Source organism: Paraburkholderia hayleyella (genome assembly GCF_009455685.1).
Classification (GTDB): domain Bacteria; phylum Pseudomonadota; class Gammaproteobacteria; order Burkholderiales; family Burkholderiaceae; genus Paraburkholderia; species Paraburkholderia hayleyella.
Genome location: NZ_QPES01000001.1, coordinates 1,397,338 through 1,414,356, shown reverse-complemented (window position 1 = coordinate 1,414,356; position 17,019 = coordinate 1,397,338). Strand labels below are relative to the sequence as shown.

Below are 17,019 nucleotides of genomic sequence, written 5' to 3'. Positions count from 1 at the left end.
CGCTTTTCGCCATGAATCATCGCAAAATTAAAACAAGTCGGACATTCTACGGCAAAAGTGGGTTATTCGATCCGCCAAGGCACACAAGGGCCATGGGGCACGCCCCCAAGACCCGCGTCTTGCTGCTGAAAAACAAGATCCAGCATCCCAGCCCCGCGCAACCACGAAATCCGGATATTTTTAACCAGCATCAGTGATTTTTATGCGACTTGTCCGATACTCCCAAAAAAGAAAGCTGATATAGTCAATAGTTCCCTAAGTCGATTTTTCGATGGTTGGGTTGTTCACTGCTTTCACGTTTTTATCGGGAGTGGGAATGTCCAATCTGAGCAATGCTTTGCAGCTAAGGTCAGTCCATAGCCAGTTGCCAGTCACGGCTTACTTTGACACAGCGCTTTTGGCGCGTGAAATCGAAGCCCTTTTCAAGAAAGGCCCCCGTTATATCGGGCACGAACTCATGGTGCCCGAGGCAGGGGACTACTTTGCGCTGCCCAGCGAAAACGAGGGCCGCGTGCTTGTGCGCAACCAGGGCGCACAGCCTAACATCGAGTTGCTCTCCAACGTCTGCCGTCACCGCCAGGCGATCATGCTCAATGGCCAGGGCCAGACCAGCAATATCGTGTGCCCGCTTCACCGCTGGACCTACGATCTGAAAGGCGAGCTTCTCGGCGCACCGCATTTTCCTGACAATCCTTGTCTGAATCTCAATGCCACGCCGTTACAAAACTGGAACGGCCTGCTGTTCGAGGCTGAAGGCCGCCAGGTGGCAAAGGATCTGGCTCGCCTGGGCCCACGGCACTATTTCGATTTTTCGGACTATATGTTCGACCACATCGAAATCCACGAATGCAACTACAACTGGAAAACCTTCATCGAGGTTTATCTGGAGGATTACCACGTTGTGCCATTCCATCCGGGGCTAGGCAGCTTCGTATCGTGCGACGACCTGACATGGGAGTTTGGCGAGTGGTATAGCGTGCAGACCGTTGGCGTGCATAACAAACTGGCCAAACCCGGCAGCCCGGTCTATAGCAAATGGCACGATGAAGTCCTGCGTTATCGCGGTGGCACGCCCCCCGAGTTCGGCGCGATCTGGATGGTGTATTACCCTGGCATCATGATCGAGTGGTATCCGCACGTGCTGGTGGTGTCATGGCTGATTCCGCGTGGCCCGCAACACACCACGAATATCGTCGAGTTTTACTACCCCGAAGAGATCAAGCTGTTTGAGCGCGAGTTTGTCGAAGCGGAACGGGCGGCCTATATGGAAACCGCACGTGAAGACGACGAAATCGGCGAGCGCATGGATGCCGGCCGGCGTGCGCTGATGGAGCGCGGCGAATCACAGGTAGGGCCTTATCAAAGCCCCATGGAAGATGGAATGCAGCACTTTCATGAGTTTTTACGACGCGAGCTTGGGGCGATCTGAGGTTGAGCCAAGGCGCAGTGATCGGGCGAGAGATCTGGACCCTGGACCTTCTCTCGCCGCCGCTGCCGCCTGGCGGCGCCAGCGGGATATCCGCGCCACGGCGGCCATCCACATTCCCGTGCCATGAACCCCACCCTACGCCTTCTCCCCCACCGTATTGCCACGCTTGCCACACCAGTTCCGCTTCGCACAGCACTTCAGGAACACCGGTGTCCGGCTTTCCGCGCGTTCTTGCAACATCGCATCCCGCGGCAATCGGCGCTCATCCTGCCCGCGGCGTTTAGCGTGTAACGAATGACCAATTAGGCTTCCATGCCGTTTGCGGTGAGCGTGCCATGGGCGAGTTTCGTGAAACAGCAAATAGCAAATAGCTGAAGAGTCCGGCATCGCGGTCGATCAGGCCATCGTCGCCGGGAACGAGGATGATCGGTCTCAGCATTTTTGTTTAGACTAGCAACGCCCCATACAAGACGTTCCCTCCCCCGCTTAACGCCGCAACTGCCTGTTTCAGGAGCCGCCATGCCTCACACCCGCTACACGACGCTCATCGCCCCCGATAATCTCGCGCAGCGCCTCGCTGCCGCGCCCGACAGCATCTTTATCGCTGATTGCCGCTTTAATCTGGCTGACACCGCAGCAGGCATGACGGCCTATGCGGCTAACCATCTGCCGGGCGCACATTACCTGCATCTGGATCGGGATCTGTCCGGTGCCAAAACCGGGCTCAATGGCCGCCATCCGCTGCCCGAGCGCACGGCGTTTGCCGACAAGCTCGCGGCACTCGGTTTGCGTCAGGGCCAGCAAGTCGTCGCTTACGATGCGGATGGCGGGATGTTTGCCGCACGCTTGTGGTGGCTGTTGCGCTGGTTAGGACACGACGCAGTGGCACTGCTCGATGGCGGCTTGCCTGCCTGGCAAGCCGCGGGGCTGCCGCTCTCGCAAGCGATTCCTGCCACGCCTCCAGGTGACTTCAAGGCAGGTGCTCCGCTCGCGGTGACGGTCGATGTGCAAACCATCGAGCACAACCTGAAAACCCACGAGCGCATTCTGATCGACGCGCGCGCGGCAGACCGTTATCGCGGCGAAAACGAAACGCTCGATCGTGTGGGTGGGCATATTCCTCACGCACTCAATCACTTTTTCAAGAATAACCTCGCGGCGGATGGCCGTTTCAGAAGCGCTCACGATTTACGCGAGACGTTTAGCCCGCTGCTGGCGGGTGTACCGCCTGAGCGGGTGGTGCTGCAATGCGGCTCTGGCGTGACGGCGTGCCACAACGCATTGGCCATGGAAATCGCGGGGCTCCACGGCGCGGCGCTATATCCCGGTTCATGGAGTGAGTGGAGTGCTAACCCCGCCCACCCCGTGGCCACCGGGGCTCAGCCCTAGCCAGCACAGGGCTTTTAGTACTTCCAGTTCTAGTGCAACTTCACCCGTGGCACGGTCGAGCGACGCAGCCAGTGGGCGAAGGTATCGAGCACCATGCGCGGATAGCCGTGTAGCGCGGCAATGTGCAAGCGGTACAGCGACATGTACATGAAGCGCGCGAAGAGCCCTTCGATCAGCATGTTGCCGCCAATCACCCCGCCCATCAGATTGCCCACGGCACTGAAATGCCCGAGCGAGACGAGCGAGCCGAAATCCCGGTAGGTAAACGACGGCAAGGGCTTGCCGTCGAGCCGGCAGGCCAGCGCCCTGAGCAAAAAGCTGGCCTGCTGGTGCGCGGCCTGGGCGCGCGGCGGCACGTTGTGCCCGGTGCCAGGCCACACGCATGCGGCGCAATCGCCCAGCGCGAAGATGTTGTCGTCGATCTCGCTTTGCAGCGTTTGCCGCACGTTCAATTGACCGAGCCGGTTCACGGGCAGCCCATCAAGCTGGCTCAAAATGGCGGGTGCCTTGATGCCCGCGGCCCACACGGTCAGATCCGCCCGTACGGTCTTGCCGCTTGCGGTACGCACAAGGCTGGGCGTGACTTCGGCAACAGCCTCGCCCGTCATCACCTGCACGCCCAGCTTGAGCAGTAGCTCGGTGGTCGCGTTCGAAACCCGCTCTTGCAGCGCGGGCAAAATGCGCGGCCCTGAGTCAATCAGCACGATGCCGATGTCGGTGCGCGGATCAAGCTTATGCAAGCCGTAAGCAGCCAGCACCTGGGCGGTACTGCGCAACTCGGCGGACAATTCGACGCCCGTTGCGCCTCCTCCGACGATCGCCACCTGAATGCAAGGCCCGGCGTGCGTTCGCGCCACCCCGGGCCCGCCCGAGGCTTCTGACAACGCATCCGATGCATCCGACGGGACAGCCACGCCATCCGCGACCGCTTCCGCGTGCTCATACACCCGATGTTCGGCGCGCATGCAAGCGGCAATCAGGCGTTTGCGAAAGCGCTCGGCCTGGCCGACGCTATCAAGCGCGAACGAATGCTCCGCCGCCCCCTGCACACCAAAGAAATTAGTGGTGCTGCCAACGGCCAGCACCAACGTGTCATATTCGAGAACGCGCGCGGGCAAAAGCTCGGCGCCATCATCCGCATCAATGATGGGAGCCAGCGTAATACGCTGCGCGCCGCGATCCAGCCCAGTCAGCTCGCCCTGCTGAAACTCAAAGCCATGCCAGCGCGCCTGCGCGGCGTATTCGAGTTCTTGTGTGAACGGATCCATGCTGCCTGCGGCCACCTCGTGCAGCAACGGCTTCCAGATATGCGTGGGATAACGGTCAACCAGCGTCACCTGAACCCGTGGTGGGCTTCGACGCTTGCCGCTGACATAGCGGTCGCCGAGCCGGGTGGCGAGCTCCAGCCCGCCCGCCCCCCCACCTACGATAATGAAACGATGCATCCAATCCTCCACGTCCTTCTGTTGCGCGAGCGCCCTACCCCATCAGTGTTCAATGTGCCTCCTCCCAGTTCGCGCCTGCACCCACTTCGGCGACCAGCGGTACTTTCAGTGTGGCAACGCCACACATCAGCTCTGGCAGCCGCTGCCGCACAACGGCCAGCTCGCTATCGGGCACTTCAAGCACCAGTTCATCGTGCACCTGCATGATCATCCGGGTGCCCACGCCCGCCTGCTCAAGCCATTGCTGCACGGCAATCATCGACAGCTTGATCAGATCGGCGGCCGTCCCCTGCATCGGCGCATTGATCGCGGCGCGTTCCGCCGCCTGACGCCGCGGCCCGCTGCCGCCATTGATCTCGGGCAGCCACAGACGGCGTCCAAACACGGTTTCGACATAGCCGTTCTGTTTTGCACTGGCACGGGTTTCATCCATATAGCGCGCGACGCCCGGATAGCGCATGAAATAGCGGTCGATATAGAGCTTCGCTGCCTCACGCGTAATTCCCAGATTGGCCGCAAGACCAAACGAGCTCATACCGTAAATCAAACCGAAGTTGATCACCTTCGCCACACGCCGCTGGTCAGCGGAGACCTCGAGCGGCGTTACCGCGAAAATCTCGGCGGCTGTGGCACGGTGAATGTCCTCGCCTTGTGCGAACGCGCGCAACAGCGCTTCATCGTCCGACAGGTGCGCCATGATGCGCAGTTCGATCTGCGAATAATCCGCCGACACCAGTTGATGTCCCGGCGGCGCGATAAACGCTTCGCGGATGCGCCGGCCTTCAGCGGTGCGCACCGGAATATTCTGCAAATTGGGATCGTTCGAAGCCAGCCGTCCGGTCACGGCCACCGCCTGCGCGTAGTTGGTATGCACGCGGCCGGTATGCGCGTTGATCATGCGCGGCAATTTGTCGGTGTAGGTCGACTTGAGCTTGGACAAACCACGATGCTCGAGCAGCAACTTGGGCAAGGGGTAATCTTCGGCTAGCTTTTGCAGCACTTCTTCATCGGTGGAAGGCGCCCCCCCGGGGGTTTTCTTGACCACGGGCAACTGCAGCTTGTCGAAGAAAATCTGGCCAATCTGTTTGGGCGAACCCAGGTTGAATTCGCCTCCGGCGAGCACATACGCCTCACGCTCCAGCTCGATCAGGCGCGCGGCGATTTCGCTGCTTTGACGCCGCAGTTTTTCGCTGTCGATCAACACGCCCGTGCGCTCCATCTTGCACAGCACACGCGAGGTCGGCAGTTCGATATCGCGGTAAACGTAAGCGAGGCCGGGCTCGGCGGCCACTTGTGGGTACAGCGCCTGATGCAGCCGCAGCGTGATATCCGCATCTTCAGCCGCATAGGCTGCAGCCTGCTCAAGCGCGACTTCGTCAAAGCCGATTTGCTGCGCGCCCTTGCCCGCGACCTCTTCGTACTTGATCGTCTTCACACCGAGATGACGCAGTGCGAGACTGTCCATGTCATGCGTGCGATGCGACTCAAGCACATACGATTGCAGCAGCGTGTCGTGTGCGATGCCGCCTAGCTGGATACCGTAATTGGCGAGGACCTGTTCGTCATACTTCAGGTGCTGGCCGACTTTTTGATGCCTGGCGCTTTCGAGCCATGGTTTAAGCCGCGCCAGCACTTCGTCGCGCGGCAACTGGAGCGGGGCATCCGGCCCGCGATGGGCAAGTGGAATATAAGCCGCCTGCCCCGGCTCGACTGAAACCGACAGTCCAACCAGTTGCGCCTGCATCGGGTCCAGCGAGGTGGTTTCGGTATCAAACGCGGTGAGTTCGGCGGCTTCGATCTTGCCCTGCCAGTGCTCGAACTGCGCCCAGGTTTGCACCGTGTCGTAGTGCCGTTCGACTTCCGCTGCCGCAGAAGCGGCCACGCTCGCGCCAGGCGCATCCGCCACGGCGGCGGCATCGACTTCGCGCAGCCAGGTCTTGAAGCCATGCCGCAAAAAGATGTCGCGCAATGTCTCGCGGGCCTCGGCGCGCGTGGCGAGCGTCATGCCAAACGACGCGACATGGGACGTGAGATCGCAAGCGGTATCGACGGTGACCAGCTTGCGCGCAAGCGGTAAAAAATCGAGCGCACGCCGCAAGTTCTCGCCCACCGCGCCCTTGATTTCATCGGCATGAGCCATCACGCCATCAAGCGAACCATATTGCGCGAGCCATTTGAGCGCGGTTTTAGGGCCGCATTTATCAACGCCAGGCACGTTGTCCACGGTGTCACCGATCAGCGACAGGTAATCGACAATGCGCTCGGGCGGCACGCCAAATTTGGCGATCACACCTTCGCGGTCAAGCACCTCATTGGTCATCGTATTGATCAGCGTGAGGTGATCGGTGACCAGTTGCGCCAGGTCTTTGTCGCCGGTCGAGACCAGCACGTTCATGCCCTGCTGTTCGGCCAGCCGGCCCAGTGTGCCGATGACGTCATCGGCTTCGACACCTTCGACCATCAGGAGCGGCCAGCCCAGCGCCTGCACGGCCTCATGAATCGGGCCGATCTGCTGCGCCAGATCGGCAGGCATGGAAGGACGGTTCGCCTTGTAATCGGGATACCAGTCGTCGCGGAAGGTTTTACCCTTGGCATCGAAGACGCACACGCTATACTCTGCGCTGACTTCCTTGCGCATGCGCCGCAGCATGTTGATGATCCCGTAAAGCGCACCCGTCGGACCACCATCGGGGCCTCGCAGATCAGGCATCGCATGGTAGGCCCGGTACAGATAACTCGAACCGTCGACCAATAGCAGGGTCTTACCTTCCAAGTTTTGATCTTCAGGCATTATGAACAAGAGAAAATTGATTCCGAGTCTGCGATCGCTCGCAGATCAAGAGCGCGCGACAGCCAAGAAGGCCCGCGCATCGTGGCAGATGTTCACGATTATGGCAGAGTTTATTGAGGCGACTGAGTACCTTTCGGAGATCCGCCCGGCTGTCAGCATCTATGGTTCAGCACGTCTGAAACCCGAATCGCCGTACTATCAGTTAGCCATGCAAATCGCCCGCAAGCTCTCCGATGCAGGCTTTGCGGTGATCTCCGGCGGTGGCCCCGGCATCATGGAAGCCGCCAACCAGGGCGCGCATGCGGGCAAGTCGCCTTCGGTTGGACTCAACATCGAACTGCCGCACGAGCAATCCGGCAACCAGTGGCAAGACATCTCGCTGCGCTTTCGCCATTTCTTCACGCGCAAGGTCACGTTCGTGAAAAACTCGGATGCGGTCATCGTGATGCCAGGCGGCTTTGGCACACTCGACGAACTCGCCGAAGTGCTCACGCTGATTCAAACCAAAAAGTCGCGCCACGTACCGATCATTCTGGTGGGCAGCGAGTTCTGGAAAGGCTTGCTGGCGTGGTTCAGCGGTTCGCTCACGCCGATGGGCCTGATCAATCCGGCTGACATGAACTTGATGCAGGTGATCGACGATCCGGATCAGGTCCTCGAAGCCGTGCTGGCGTTTTATGAAGACCGCGAAGAAAGCCCGGAAAACACCGGCGACGAAACCCAGGAAACACGTCCCGACGACGACCGCATGTTCTATCTGTAATCAGGTACGGCGCACAACGTCCGCGCCCTGGTAAAAAGTAACAAGCGGAAGGCTTCACCGGCCTTCCGCTTTTATTTTTCCCACACACAGTCTTGCCACGGCATCACTGCACGGCATCACTGCACGGCATCATTGCACGGCATCACTGAAAGGCGACCTCGGCGAAACTGCGCAGCTTGCGGCTATGCAAACGATGCAAACCATTGGTGCGCAAAATCTCCATGGCCTTCACGCCAATCTGCAGATGCTGGTCCACCTGCGCGCGATAAAACTGGTCAGCCATCCCAGGCAGCTTGAGTTCGCCATGCAGCGGTTTGTCCGACACGCACAGCAAGGTGCCGTAGGGCACGCGAAAACGGAAGCCATTCGCGGCAATCGTCGCGCTTTCCATATCCAGCGCAATCGCGCGGCTTTGCGACAGCCGCTGCACGGGCTCACGATGATCGCGCAACTCCCAGTTGCGGTTATCCACACTCGCTACCGTCCCGGTACGCATCACGTGCTTGAGTTCGACGCCATCGAGCCGGGTCACCTGCGCCACCGCGCGCTCCAGCGCCACCTGGATTTCGGCGAGCGCGGGGATCGGCACCCACAGCGGCAAATCGTCATCGAGCACGTGGTCTTCGCGCACATAACCATGCGCCAGCACGTAATCGCCGAGACGTTGTGTGTTGCGCAAGCCCGCGCAGTGTCCCAGCATGATCCAGGCATGTGGGCGCAGCACGGCGATGTGATCCGTGATGGTCTTGGCGTTCGAGGGGCCCACGCCGATATTCACCATCGTGATGCCGCTGCCATCGGCGCGCTTCAGATGATAGGCCGGCATCTGCGGCAGACGCGGCGGCGGCGTGCCCTGGCTTTCCGCGCAACCCAGGTTGGCGTTGCCCGTCACGACATCGCCCGGCTCGACAAACGAGGTGTATTCGCTGCGATAGGCGCGCACCTCGGGATCATCAGAGGCGGACATCAGCGTGCGGCCCAGTTCGATGAACTCGTCGATATAAAACTGGTAGTTCGTATACAGCACGTAATTCTGGAAATGCGCGGGCGAAGTCGCCGTGTAGTGGCGCAGCCGGTGCAGCGAAAAATCAACCCGCGCCGCCGTGAACAGCGCCAGCGGATGCGGCTCGCCCGCGCCTGGCACATAGGTGCCGTTGACAATGCGGTCGTCCAGCAGCGCCAGATCGGGCGTGTCGAAGACATCGCGCAGCGCCAGCAGCCGTTCGCGGTCCAGGTCGCCTTCCAGATGAATGCCTTCCGTGAAGGCAAAATGCACCGGAATAGGCTGCGCCGACACACCCACTTCAATCTTCACATGATGATTTTTGGCCAGTAACCGCAGCTGCTCGTTGTAATACTCATCAAACAGTTCAAGCCGCGTGACCGTGGTTTCGAACACACCCGGCCCCGCGACAAAACCATATGAACGGCGCGAATCAATGTGCGTATTGACCTCGGTGCGCACCCGCACGAACGGATAGCAGGCCCGCACCCGGCGCTCGAACGGCTCGTTGAGCCGGTAACGTTCGAAAGCATCGCGTAAGAAGGCAGTATTGGTGTCGTAAATTTCGGCAAGCCGTGCGACGGCATCGGCGGCGTCGGCGAAAGCTTCCGTGGGAAAGGGGTTCGGCGGCGTTTGCGCCGTGCGCTGGCTGGTGGGGTTCTTCATCTTCGTCGCTCTCAAGAGATGCGTCGAAGTTACCACGGAACCGCACCACAACAATGGGCCTGAAGCTGCCACAGCCCGCCTCTGGCCGCCGCTCAAACCCGCTAAAACAAAGCAAAATCAGATAATTGCGAGAGTACCGCCAGGCGGGATTTGTTAGAATCGGGCTCCTTTTTGGAGAACCCTCATGAAGCCGCTCGTTCCCGCCGTCCTCGCGCTTACCGTGTTTTTCGCCTGCGGGAGCGCCTTCGCCGCCCCGGACGCCGCTGATGTCACCGAGGCGCAGGCGCAGGAACCCGCCGCCCAGTCCGCCAACGAGCGCGCCGGCCTGCCCGATCTGAAGGCGATCAACCGCCCTCCCGCCGAAGTCAGCTCGAAAGTCGATATTAATGTTCCGCGCACGCCGAGCTTTCATGAACGCAGCGGCAATGGCACCGAAATCACCGAGTACCGGGATAAAGGCAAACCCGTCGAAATCAACGTGCGCTCCAATTTCGGCACGCGCTACCAGATGAGCGCCCCCATCGACACGTCCCCCACCGTGCGCGATAACGGCCGCGCCAGCACACGGCTGCCCTCGGTGAACCTGCGCTACTAGCGCGAACGACGTCAGGGCGTGCGGCATCCGCGCCGTCCGCCTCGTGGCCCTCGTGGCTATTCCTGTTTATCCCACGCCTGTTTGTCTGTTTGTCTGTTTGTCTGTGTTTCCGTAGCGGTCCGTGCCGCGCTCAAAAGCTGCCAAATCGCTGTACGACCGTCAATCGCCCCGCCTGTCGCACACGCTGTACCGCGCCAGTCCATTCCTCCGATTCCCGTTTCTCTGCATGGCTGTCTTTACTGCTGTCTCCTCCTCCGATCTCACCGACTGGCTGCGCCATTACTCACTGGGCGAAGTCATCGAATTTCGCGGCATTACGTCCGGCATCGAAAACAGCAACTTTTTCCTGACGACGTCGCAAGGCGAGTACGTGCTGACGATTTTCGAAAAACTGACGGCCGCGCAACTGCCGTTTTATCTGGACCTGATGCGCCATCTCGCCGCCCATCAGGTGCCGGTGCCCGACCCGCTGCCACGCGACGATGGCGCGCTGTTCGGCATGCTGCATGGCAAGCCCGCGGCCCTCGTGACCAAGCTGGAAGGCGCGCCAGAGCTCGCGCCCAGCGAAGCGCACTGCATCGAAGTCGGCCAGATGCTGGCGCGGCTGCATCTGGCTGGACGCGATTTCGCACCCTATCAGCCCAACTTGCGCAGCCTGCCATGGTGGCGCGACACCGTACCCACGCTGCTGCCGCATCTGAACGACGCACAGCGCACACTGCTCACCTCCGAGCTGGCCTGGCAGGAGGCCTTCTTCGCCTCCGCCGCCTATGCCGAACTGCCCGCTGGGCCGTGTCATTGCGACCTGTTCCGCGACAACGTGCTGTTTGCCACGCGTCCAGCCGCAAGCGCGTCACACGCACACAGTGCCACCGCCAGCAACACCCGCCTCGGCGGCTTTTTCGATTTTTACTTCGCGGGCTGCGACAAATGGCTGTTCGACGTCGCGGTCACGATCAACGACTGGTGCGTCGATCTGGCTAGCGGCCAGCTTGAGCCACAGCGCACTGGCGCGCTGCTGCGCGCGTACCAGACCGTGCGCCCCTTCACCGCAGCGGAAACCGCACACTGGAACGATATGCTGCGCGCTGCGGCGTATCGTTTCTGGGTTTCTCGCCTATACGACTTCCATCTGCCGCGCACGGCGGAGCTGCTGCAACCGCATGACCCCGGTCATTTCGAGCGCATCTTGCGCACGCGCCTCACGGGCGCGGACCTTTCCCGCTATCTTTCCTGATACCCGACCTCATGCAACTCATCGACGCTCCCGCCAAAAACGGTTATCTCTGGCTGCGGCAAGGCCTCTGGCTCTTGCGCCAGAATCCGCTAGCACTGTTGACCCTCTTTCTCTCCTATCTGCTAGTGATGGCGCTCGTGGCGAGGTTTGTCCCGGTGGTGGGCAGCGTGCTGCCGCTGCTGTTTATTCCAGGCATCGCCGTGGGGTTCATGAGCGCCTGCCGCAACACGATTGCCGCCCAGCCGGTGTTTCCCACCTTGCTAGCCGATGGTTTTCGCACTTATGGCGCTCAGGTCGCGCGGCATCTGCTTCTGCTGGGCGTGCTGTACACGGCCGGCATCATGCTGGTACTAGGGCTCTCGTCGCTGGCCGACGATGGCCTGCTGCTGCAATACCTGCTCAACAACCAGCCACTGCCCACGGACCCCGACGTGTTCGCCAGCAGCGGTGTGCCCCTCGCCGCGCTGACGGCGTTTGTGCTCTATGTTCCGGTGATGATGATGTTCTGGTTCGCGCCGGTGCTCACGGCCTGGCACGATATACCGCCCGTCAAGGCGATATTTTTTAGCCTGGTGAGCTGCTGGCGCAACCGGAGGGCGTTTTTCGTCTACGGCGCGCTGTGGGTGAGCACCATCATCGTGATGTCGCTTGGGATCTCGATGCTGTTGCAAGCATTCGATCTGGGCAAATACGCTTATGGCGTGCTCATGGCAGCATCGATTCTGTTGACGACCGCGCTTTATTGCTCGTTTTACGCCACCTATCGAGGCTGCTTCGACGTCCCCTCACCCGGCCAGCCCGATCTGCCGCCCGCCCTATGAGCGAGCATGCCGGATCGACCGCGACAACCCTGCCCGAGGTCAACGCAAATGCACGCTCGCGTGAGCCCGGTGCACCATCGAGCAGCGCACTGGTGTGGTTTCGCCGCGATCTGCGTAGCACCGATCACGCCGCGCTCTATCACGCGTTACGGGATTACGAGCGAGTCTGGTGCGTCTTCGTTTTCGATACGTCGATTCTCCAGCCGCTGCTCGACGACGCCCGCGAAACCCAGCCCGATACGCCCCCGCAAGACCGCCGCGTCGAGTTCATCCTGAGCGCGCTAGCTGAGCTGGACGAGGCGCTACGCGCCAACGGAGGCGGTTTGCTGGTGCGGCACGGCGATCCACTCGCACTGATTGCTCCTCTCAGCGCTGAACTGGACGTGACGGCGGTCCTGGCCAATCACGATTACGAACCTGCGGCGCTGGCGCGCGATGCCGCCGTCGCGGCGCAACTGCACGCCGCGGGCCGCCAATGGCACACCTTCAAGGATCAGGTGATCTTCGAGGGCGACGAGATTCTGACCGCCGCCCAGACTCCGTTCTCGGTTTTTATGCCGTACCGCCGCAGCTGGATGAAGCGCCTCACGCCCGCCGATCTCGCCCCCTATCCGGTTGAAGCGCACTGGGCGCATCTCGCCGCCGTGCCCGCCGCGCTCGATTGGGCCCCGCCGACACTGGCGCAGCTCGGCTTCGGCCCGGCTCCGTCTCCTGAACGGCAAGTTCCGGGCGGCATGCGTGGGGCGCAACAGCTGCTGGACGATTTCATGACGCGCATCGGGCGCTACGCCGAACAACGCGATTTCCCGGGCGTGAAGGGCCCGAGCTATCTGTCGGTGCATCTACGTTTCGGCACGATCTCGATCCGCACGCTCGCGCGCGCCGCATATGCCGATGCCCTGCAACCGCATGGCCGGGGCAGCGCGACGTGGTTGTCCGAGCTGATCTGGCGAGATTTTTTCTTCATGATTTTGGCGCACCACCCACGGTTAGCCGAGGGCGAAGTCTTCAACCGCAAGTTCAAGGCGCTGTGCTGGGATGACGGCCCTCAGGCGCAGGCGCACTGGCAGGCATGGTGCGCGGGGCTCACGGGCTATCCCCTGATCGACGCCGCCATGCGGCAATTGAACCAGACCGGTTACATGCACAACCGCTTGCGTATGTTGAGCGCGAGTTTTCTGGTCAAGGATCTGGGACTGGACTGGCGCTGGGGCGAGCGTTATTTCGCGGCCCGCCTGAATGATTTCGATTTCGCCGCGAACAACGGCGGCTGGCAGTGGGCGGCTTCGACGGGCTGCGATGCGCAGCCGTGGTTCCGCATGTTTAATCCGGTCAAGCAATCGGAGACGTTTGATCCGGAGGGCCGCTTTATCACGCGTTATTTGCCGCAGCTAGCAAGCTTGCCACCGAAGTGGATTCACAAGCCATGGCTCGCGCCCGCCGATGTGCTCGCCGAGGCAGGCGTCGTGCTGGGGCAGGATTATCCGTGGCCCATCGTCGATCATGCCGAGGCCCGGCTGCTAACGCTGGCGCGCTTTGGGGTTTGACGCGCCAGCGCGGGCCTTCCGGCACGTGCGGCACGTGCGGCACATTAGACAGATGCCTCGATGGCCTTCCGCTTCCACGGCGCGCGGGCCTCTTACGCCTCGGGCAAGCGCCGGGCCTGACTCAAAAAATCCCATATCAGCGCGCTCGCATCGGGCCCGCTCGCCGAATGAAACGGCACCGTATCGTCGCCACCGCTCCACGCATGCCCTAGACCCGACACCTCGCACAGCCGCACCACCGCTTGTCCGGCGCGCCTGTAGTCGTGCCAAGTCACGCTCACCCCGGCTTCACGGCTCTCATGCACCACACTCGCGGCAGGCAAATGGTTCAGATACGCGAAGGCCGCCGCGAGCTGCCTTGCGTTCACCGGTGCGACCACGGAATCGGCGTCGCCCTGAATGATGAGTGCCGGCATGCCAGGATACGCCGCCACATCGAGCGCCTGATCCAGCAGCGCCACCGGCTCGTGCCGCAGGCCTCGGCGCATCACATCCATAGCGGCAATGCCAGAGCGTGCTTCACCGAACGCGGGGCCCGAATGCAGCGCCAGCGCCGCAAAACGCCGCGGATCATGCAGCGCCAGTTGCGTCGCCAGCCCGGCCCCGGCCGATAACCCTGCGACATACACCCGCTCGCTGTCGAAGCCATATTCGGCCAGCAACGCATCCACGAGCGACACCACGGCCTGCGCTTCCGTAACGCCCGCGTGATCGCCTGTGCCATACCAGTGCCAGCAACGATGCGGATGAGCCTGCTGCGACTGCTCGGGGTACGCCACCGCAAAACCAAAGCGGTCGGCCAGCAAGTTCATCCGCGTACCTTCGGCGAATTCGTCGATGGACTGGTTACAGCCGTGCAGCATCACGAGTAGCGGCCTGCCCGCCTGCGTGTGGCCCGCGGGAAGGTAGAGGCCGTACTGCAAATGATTGACGAGCCGCCCTGGCGCCGGGGACACCGGATGCCGCGCGCATGTCCAGACCCCGCCCGCCCATGCCGCGGCGCGGGGACGAACCCGCGATTCATACGCTTCGGGCGCCATGGGCGGCGGACTGGCCGCTGGCTGGCCGGGCGCACGGTGCGGGGAGCTGGGTGGCGTTGCGGCATGGGCAGAATTGGCCTGAATGTCGAGTAAGCGACGCAGACTGCCCATCCAAAATTTAGTCAGGCTTTTGACCATGAGAGAGCCTCGCAAAAAACGCCGTGCCCCGAACAGAACCGGGCACACACGGAAAAATCGATGCCGGATGGTGCAGTGCACCATAACACATCCATCGCACCAGACCGCTGTCAGACACAAGGCTCAGACCTGGCTCAGACCTGGCTTCGGCATGCCCCCAGCACTACGCCGTTACCCCCTCGTTATGGCACCGCCCGCTATACTTACCCTCTGCGCGTTCCGCCGCACTCCGGCCGCGAACGCGCGGTTTCGTTTCCATCTTATGCAAGCCTGCGCGTCAATGCTGTTGCCATGCTTGTCCTGATTGGCCCCGTCATGCCTGATTTCCCGTTTCAGTTCTGGTATCCACTCACCCGTCTGGGTGGCGTGGGCCTGACCCTACCGCTCGCGCTGGCCACCGCGTTGTGGCTTATACCGGGTTATGGCTGGCGTATCGCCTGCCGCTGGCTGGTGCTGCTCGGCGTAGCAATCAGCGTGGTCGCCTTGACCAAGATCGCGTTTCTGGGCTGGGGCATCGGCGTGCGAGCCTGGGATTTCACCGGGATCAGCGGCCACGCCATGCTCTCCAGCGCCGTCTTTCCGGTGGCGTGCAGTCTCGTGCTAGTCAATATGCGGCCGCTGCTGCGTCTGGGCGGCGTGCTGGCTGGGCTCGCCATCGGCGTAGCCGTGAGCGTTTCGCGTGTCGTGCTCGATGCGCATTCATCCGCTGAAGCGGTTGTGGGCTGTCTCTTCGGCGCACTCACGGCAGGGGTGTTCATCGGCAGTATCTGGCACATCCGGCCCCTCAAGCTCAACGTCCGCGTCATCGGGTTCAGCCTGGTGGTGCTGACCGTCGCATTGCATGACGTCCGGCTGCCCACCCATCGTTGGGTCACGCAAATCGCCCTCGACCTTTCCGGCCATGAGCGGCCCTTCGTGCGTGCGCGCTGGAAAACCCAGCGTCCACACCCCGCCGCACCGGCCGTCCCTCCCGCGCTCAAACCCAATCCCCTCGTCACATCGCCCCCGTCATCGGGGCTTTCAGCGCTACCGCACCTCTAACACGTCAATCCGGTAGCGCCTGCCTGCCGTTATCACTGCGGTCCGGTGCCATTCTGGATGCGCTATCACCACGGCTATATTACGATGGCGGTTTTGTTGCGATCCCGCGTGCTTCTGTCACGCTTTTGCCGCGCCTCGCCTCTTGTCGCGCTCTTGCCTCTTGTCGCGCTCTTGCCTCTTGCCGCGCTTTTGCCGACCCCATGCTTTTTCTGGAGACTTCGCCGTGCCGTTCATGCTCCTGCCTCACCTGCCGCATCGGTCTCGTCATTGGCTGCAATGCGCGTTGCTGGGCGCAAGCGCCCTGCTCGGCCTTGCTCCCGGCGGCGCCCACGCCGATGAGGAGCTGGTCGTGTCAGCTGCCGCCAGCCTGACCCAGGCATTCAAGACAGTGAGCACGGCCTTCGAACAACACCATCCGGGCACCCATGTCCTGCTCAACTTCGGCGCCTCCGACGTCCTGATGCAGCAAATCGTGAAAGGCGCGCCCGCCGATGTGTTCGCCTCCGCCGATCAGCCAGCCATGGATCGGGCCGTGGCTCAGCAGGCGGTCGTCGCGGACACGCGGGCCAATTTCGCCGCCAATTCGCTGGTGCTGATCGTCCCCGCCGACAGCCGCTTCGCGCCCGCCACGCTCAACGCGCTCGGTGCGGCGGACATCAAGCGCGTGGCTTATGGCGATCCCGCCTCGGTGCCCGCTGGCCGCTATGCGCAAGGCGCGCTGCAAGCGGCAGGCGTATGGCCCGCCGTCAGCGCCAAAGGCGTGCTGGCAGCGAATGTGCGGCAAAGCCTCGATTACGTCGCCCGGGGCGAAGTGGATGCGGGCTTTGTTTTTGGCACCGATGCGGCACTGATGCCGCAACGCGTGAAGGTCGTGCTCACCGTTCCCACCCCGACCCCGATCACCTACCCGCTCGCGCAAGTCACGGATAGCCGCCATCCCACGCTGGCGCGAGCGTTCATCGCGTTTGTGCGCTCGCCCGCGGGCCAGACACTGCTCGGCCAGTACGGTTTTAAACCGGCCGTCACGGCCACGAGTCATTAACAGCCTGTGATGTTTTTAATCCAGCGCGTCTGACATCCGGCATCCCGGTCATTTTTCCCCACTTTCTTGCTC

The 17,019-nt window shown here is 61.9% G+C and carries 13 protein-coding genes; 9 read left to right on the top strand and 4 right to left on the bottom strand.

The window, feature by feature from the left end:
* Positions 1-316 precede the first annotated feature (316 nt).
* Together GH657_RS06465 and GH657_RS06460 are read left to right on the top strand one after the other, a co-directional pair.
* On the top strand, positions 317-1,429 hold the full coding sequence (locus GH657_RS06465; RefSeq protein ID WP_153099940.1) for an aromatic ring-hydroxylating oxygenase subunit alpha: 1,113 nt from the start codon (positions 317-319) through the stop codon (positions 1,427-1,429).
* A 519-nt stretch (positions 1,430-1,948) separates the two neighbouring features.
* Positions 1,949-2,818 carry a sulfurtransferase gene (locus GH657_RS06460; RefSeq protein WP_153099939.1) on the top strand — a complete coding sequence of 290 codons (870 nt, stop codon included), beginning with the start codon at positions 1,949-1,951 and terminating at the stop codon, positions 2,816-2,818.
* Between the two features lie 29 nt (positions 2,819-2,847).
* On the opposite strand, the gene GH657_RS06455 is transcribed toward GH657_RS06460, so the two are convergent.
* Together GH657_RS06455 and polA are read right to left on the bottom strand one after the other, a co-directional pair.
* Entirely contained in the window at positions 2,848-4,263 is a 1,416-nt protein-coding gene (locus GH657_RS06455) for an NAD(P)/FAD-dependent oxidoreductase (RefSeq protein ID WP_153099938.1), read from the bottom strand.
* Positions 4,264-4,312: 49 nt separating this feature from the next.
* Positions 4,313-7,054 carry a DNA polymerase I gene (gene polA / locus GH657_RS06450; protein ID WP_153099937.1) on the bottom strand — a complete coding sequence of 914 codons (2,742 nt, stop codon included), beginning with the start codon at positions 7,052-7,054 and terminating at the stop codon, positions 4,313-4,315.
* A gap of 1 nt (position 7,055) precedes the next feature.
* On the opposite strand from polA, the gene GH657_RS06445 reads away from it, so the two are divergent.
* Positions 7,056-7,817: an LOG family protein gene (locus GH657_RS06445; RefSeq protein WP_153099936.1), complete on the top strand. Its 762-nt coding sequence runs from the start codon at positions 7,056-7,058 to the stop codon at positions 7,815-7,817.
* A 142-nt stretch (positions 7,818-7,959) separates the two neighbouring features.
* On the opposite strand, the gene GH657_RS06440 is transcribed toward GH657_RS06445, so the two are convergent.
* Positions 7,960-9,486: an AMP nucleosidase gene (locus GH657_RS06440; protein ID WP_153099935.1), complete on the bottom strand. Its 1,527-nt coding sequence runs from the start codon at positions 9,484-9,486 to the stop codon at positions 7,960-7,962.
* A gap of 184 nt (positions 9,487-9,670) precedes the next feature.
* On the opposite strand from GH657_RS06440, the gene GH657_RS06435 reads away from it, so the two are divergent.
* The 4 genes from GH657_RS06435 (at position 9,671) to GH657_RS06420 (ending at position 13,686) form a co-directional block, all read left to right on the top strand.
* Complete coding sequence (locus GH657_RS06435) at positions 9,671-10,081, top strand: hypothetical protein (protein WP_153099934.1); 411 nt, start codon at positions 9,671-9,673, stop codon at positions 10,079-10,081.
* Positions 10,082-10,307: 226 nt separating this feature from the next.
* The gene (locus GH657_RS06430) at positions 10,308-11,318 is read left to right on the top strand and encodes a homoserine kinase (protein ID WP_153099933.1); all 1,011 of its coding nucleotides are present in this window, start codon (positions 10,308-10,310) and stop codon (positions 11,316-11,318) included.
* A gap of 11 nt (positions 11,319-11,329) precedes the next feature.
* The gene (locus GH657_RS06425) at positions 11,330-12,139 is read left to right on the top strand and encodes a BPSS1780 family membrane protein (RefSeq protein ID WP_153099932.1); all 810 of its coding nucleotides are present in this window, start codon (positions 11,330-11,332) and stop codon (positions 12,137-12,139) included.
* Entirely contained in the window at positions 12,136-13,686 is a 1,551-nt protein-coding gene (locus tag GH657_RS06420) for a cryptochrome/photolyase family protein (protein ID WP_153099931.1), read from the top strand. The genes GH657_RS06425 and GH657_RS06420 overlap by 4 nt, the downstream gene beginning before the upstream one ends.
* 92 nt (positions 13,687-13,778) lie before the next feature.
* Here GH657_RS06420 and GH657_RS06415 read toward each other — a convergent pair whose 3' ends face one another.
* On the bottom strand, positions 13,779-14,864 hold the full coding sequence (locus tag GH657_RS06415) for an extracellular catalytic domain type 1 short-chain-length polyhydroxyalkanoate depolymerase (RefSeq protein WP_153099930.1): 1,086 nt from the start codon (positions 14,862-14,864) through the stop codon (positions 13,779-13,781).
* Between the two features lie 315 nt (positions 14,865-15,179).
* Between GH657_RS06415 and GH657_RS06410 the strand changes: the two genes are divergently transcribed.
* Together GH657_RS06410 and modA are read left to right on the top strand one after the other, a co-directional pair.
* Positions 15,180-15,905, top strand: coding sequence for a phosphatase PAP2 family protein (locus GH657_RS06410; RefSeq protein ID WP_153101668.1), 726 nt, complete (start codon positions 15,180-15,182; stop codon positions 15,903-15,905).
* A gap of 232 nt (positions 15,906-16,137) precedes the next feature.
* Positions 16,138-16,947: a molybdate ABC transporter substrate-binding protein gene (gene modA / locus GH657_RS06405; protein ID WP_153101667.1), complete on the top strand. Its 810-nt coding sequence runs from the start codon at positions 16,138-16,140 to the stop codon at positions 16,945-16,947.
* The last annotated feature ends 72 nt before the right edge of the window (positions 16,948-17,019 follow it).

What these genes read in the sequence shown, in the direction of transcription:
- GH657_RS06465 (WP_153099940.1), top strand. Translation starts at nt 317, where the DNA reads ATGTCCAATCTGAGCAATGCTTTGCAGCTAAGGTCAGTCCATAGCCAG.
- GH657_RS06460 (WP_153099939.1), top strand. Translation starts at nt 1,949, where the DNA reads ATGCCTCACACCCGCTACACGACGCTCATCGCCCCCGATAATCTCGCG.
- GH657_RS06455 (WP_153099938.1), bottom strand. Translation starts at nt 4,263, where the DNA reads ATGCATCGTTTCATTATCGTAGGTGGGGGGGCGGGCGGGCTGGAGCTC.
- polA (WP_153099937.1), bottom strand. Translation starts at nt 7,054, where the DNA reads ATGCCTGAAGATCAAAACTTGGAAGGTAAGACCCTGCTATTGGTCGAC.
- GH657_RS06445 (WP_153099936.1), top strand. Translation starts at nt 7,056, where the DNA reads ATGAACAAGAGAAAATTGATTCCGAGTCTGCGATCGCTCGCAGATCAA.
- GH657_RS06440 (WP_153099935.1), bottom strand. Translation starts at nt 9,486, where the DNA reads ATGAAGAACCCCACCAGCCAGCGCACGGCGCAAACGCCGCCGAACCCC.
- GH657_RS06435 (WP_153099934.1), top strand. Translation starts at nt 9,671, where the DNA reads ATGAAGCCGCTCGTTCCCGCCGTCCTCGCGCTTACCGTGTTTTTCGCC.
- GH657_RS06430 (WP_153099933.1), top strand. Translation starts at nt 10,308, where the DNA reads ATGGCTGTCTTTACTGCTGTCTCCTCCTCCGATCTCACCGACTGGCTG.
- GH657_RS06425 (WP_153099932.1), top strand. Translation starts at nt 11,330, where the DNA reads ATGCAACTCATCGACGCTCCCGCCAAAAACGGTTATCTCTGGCTGCGG.
- GH657_RS06420 (WP_153099931.1), top strand. Translation starts at nt 12,136, where the DNA reads ATGAGCGAGCATGCCGGATCGACCGCGACAACCCTGCCCGAGGTCAAC.
- GH657_RS06415 (WP_153099930.1), bottom strand. Translation starts at nt 14,864, where the DNA reads ATGGTCAAAAGCCTGACTAAATTTTGGATGGGCAGTCTGCGTCGCTTA.
- GH657_RS06410 (WP_153101668.1), top strand. Translation starts at nt 15,180, where the DNA reads ATGCCTGATTTCCCGTTTCAGTTCTGGTATCCACTCACCCGTCTGGGT.
- modA (WP_153101667.1), top strand. Translation starts at nt 16,138, where the DNA reads ATGCTCCTGCCTCACCTGCCGCATCGGTCTCGTCATTGGCTGCAATGC.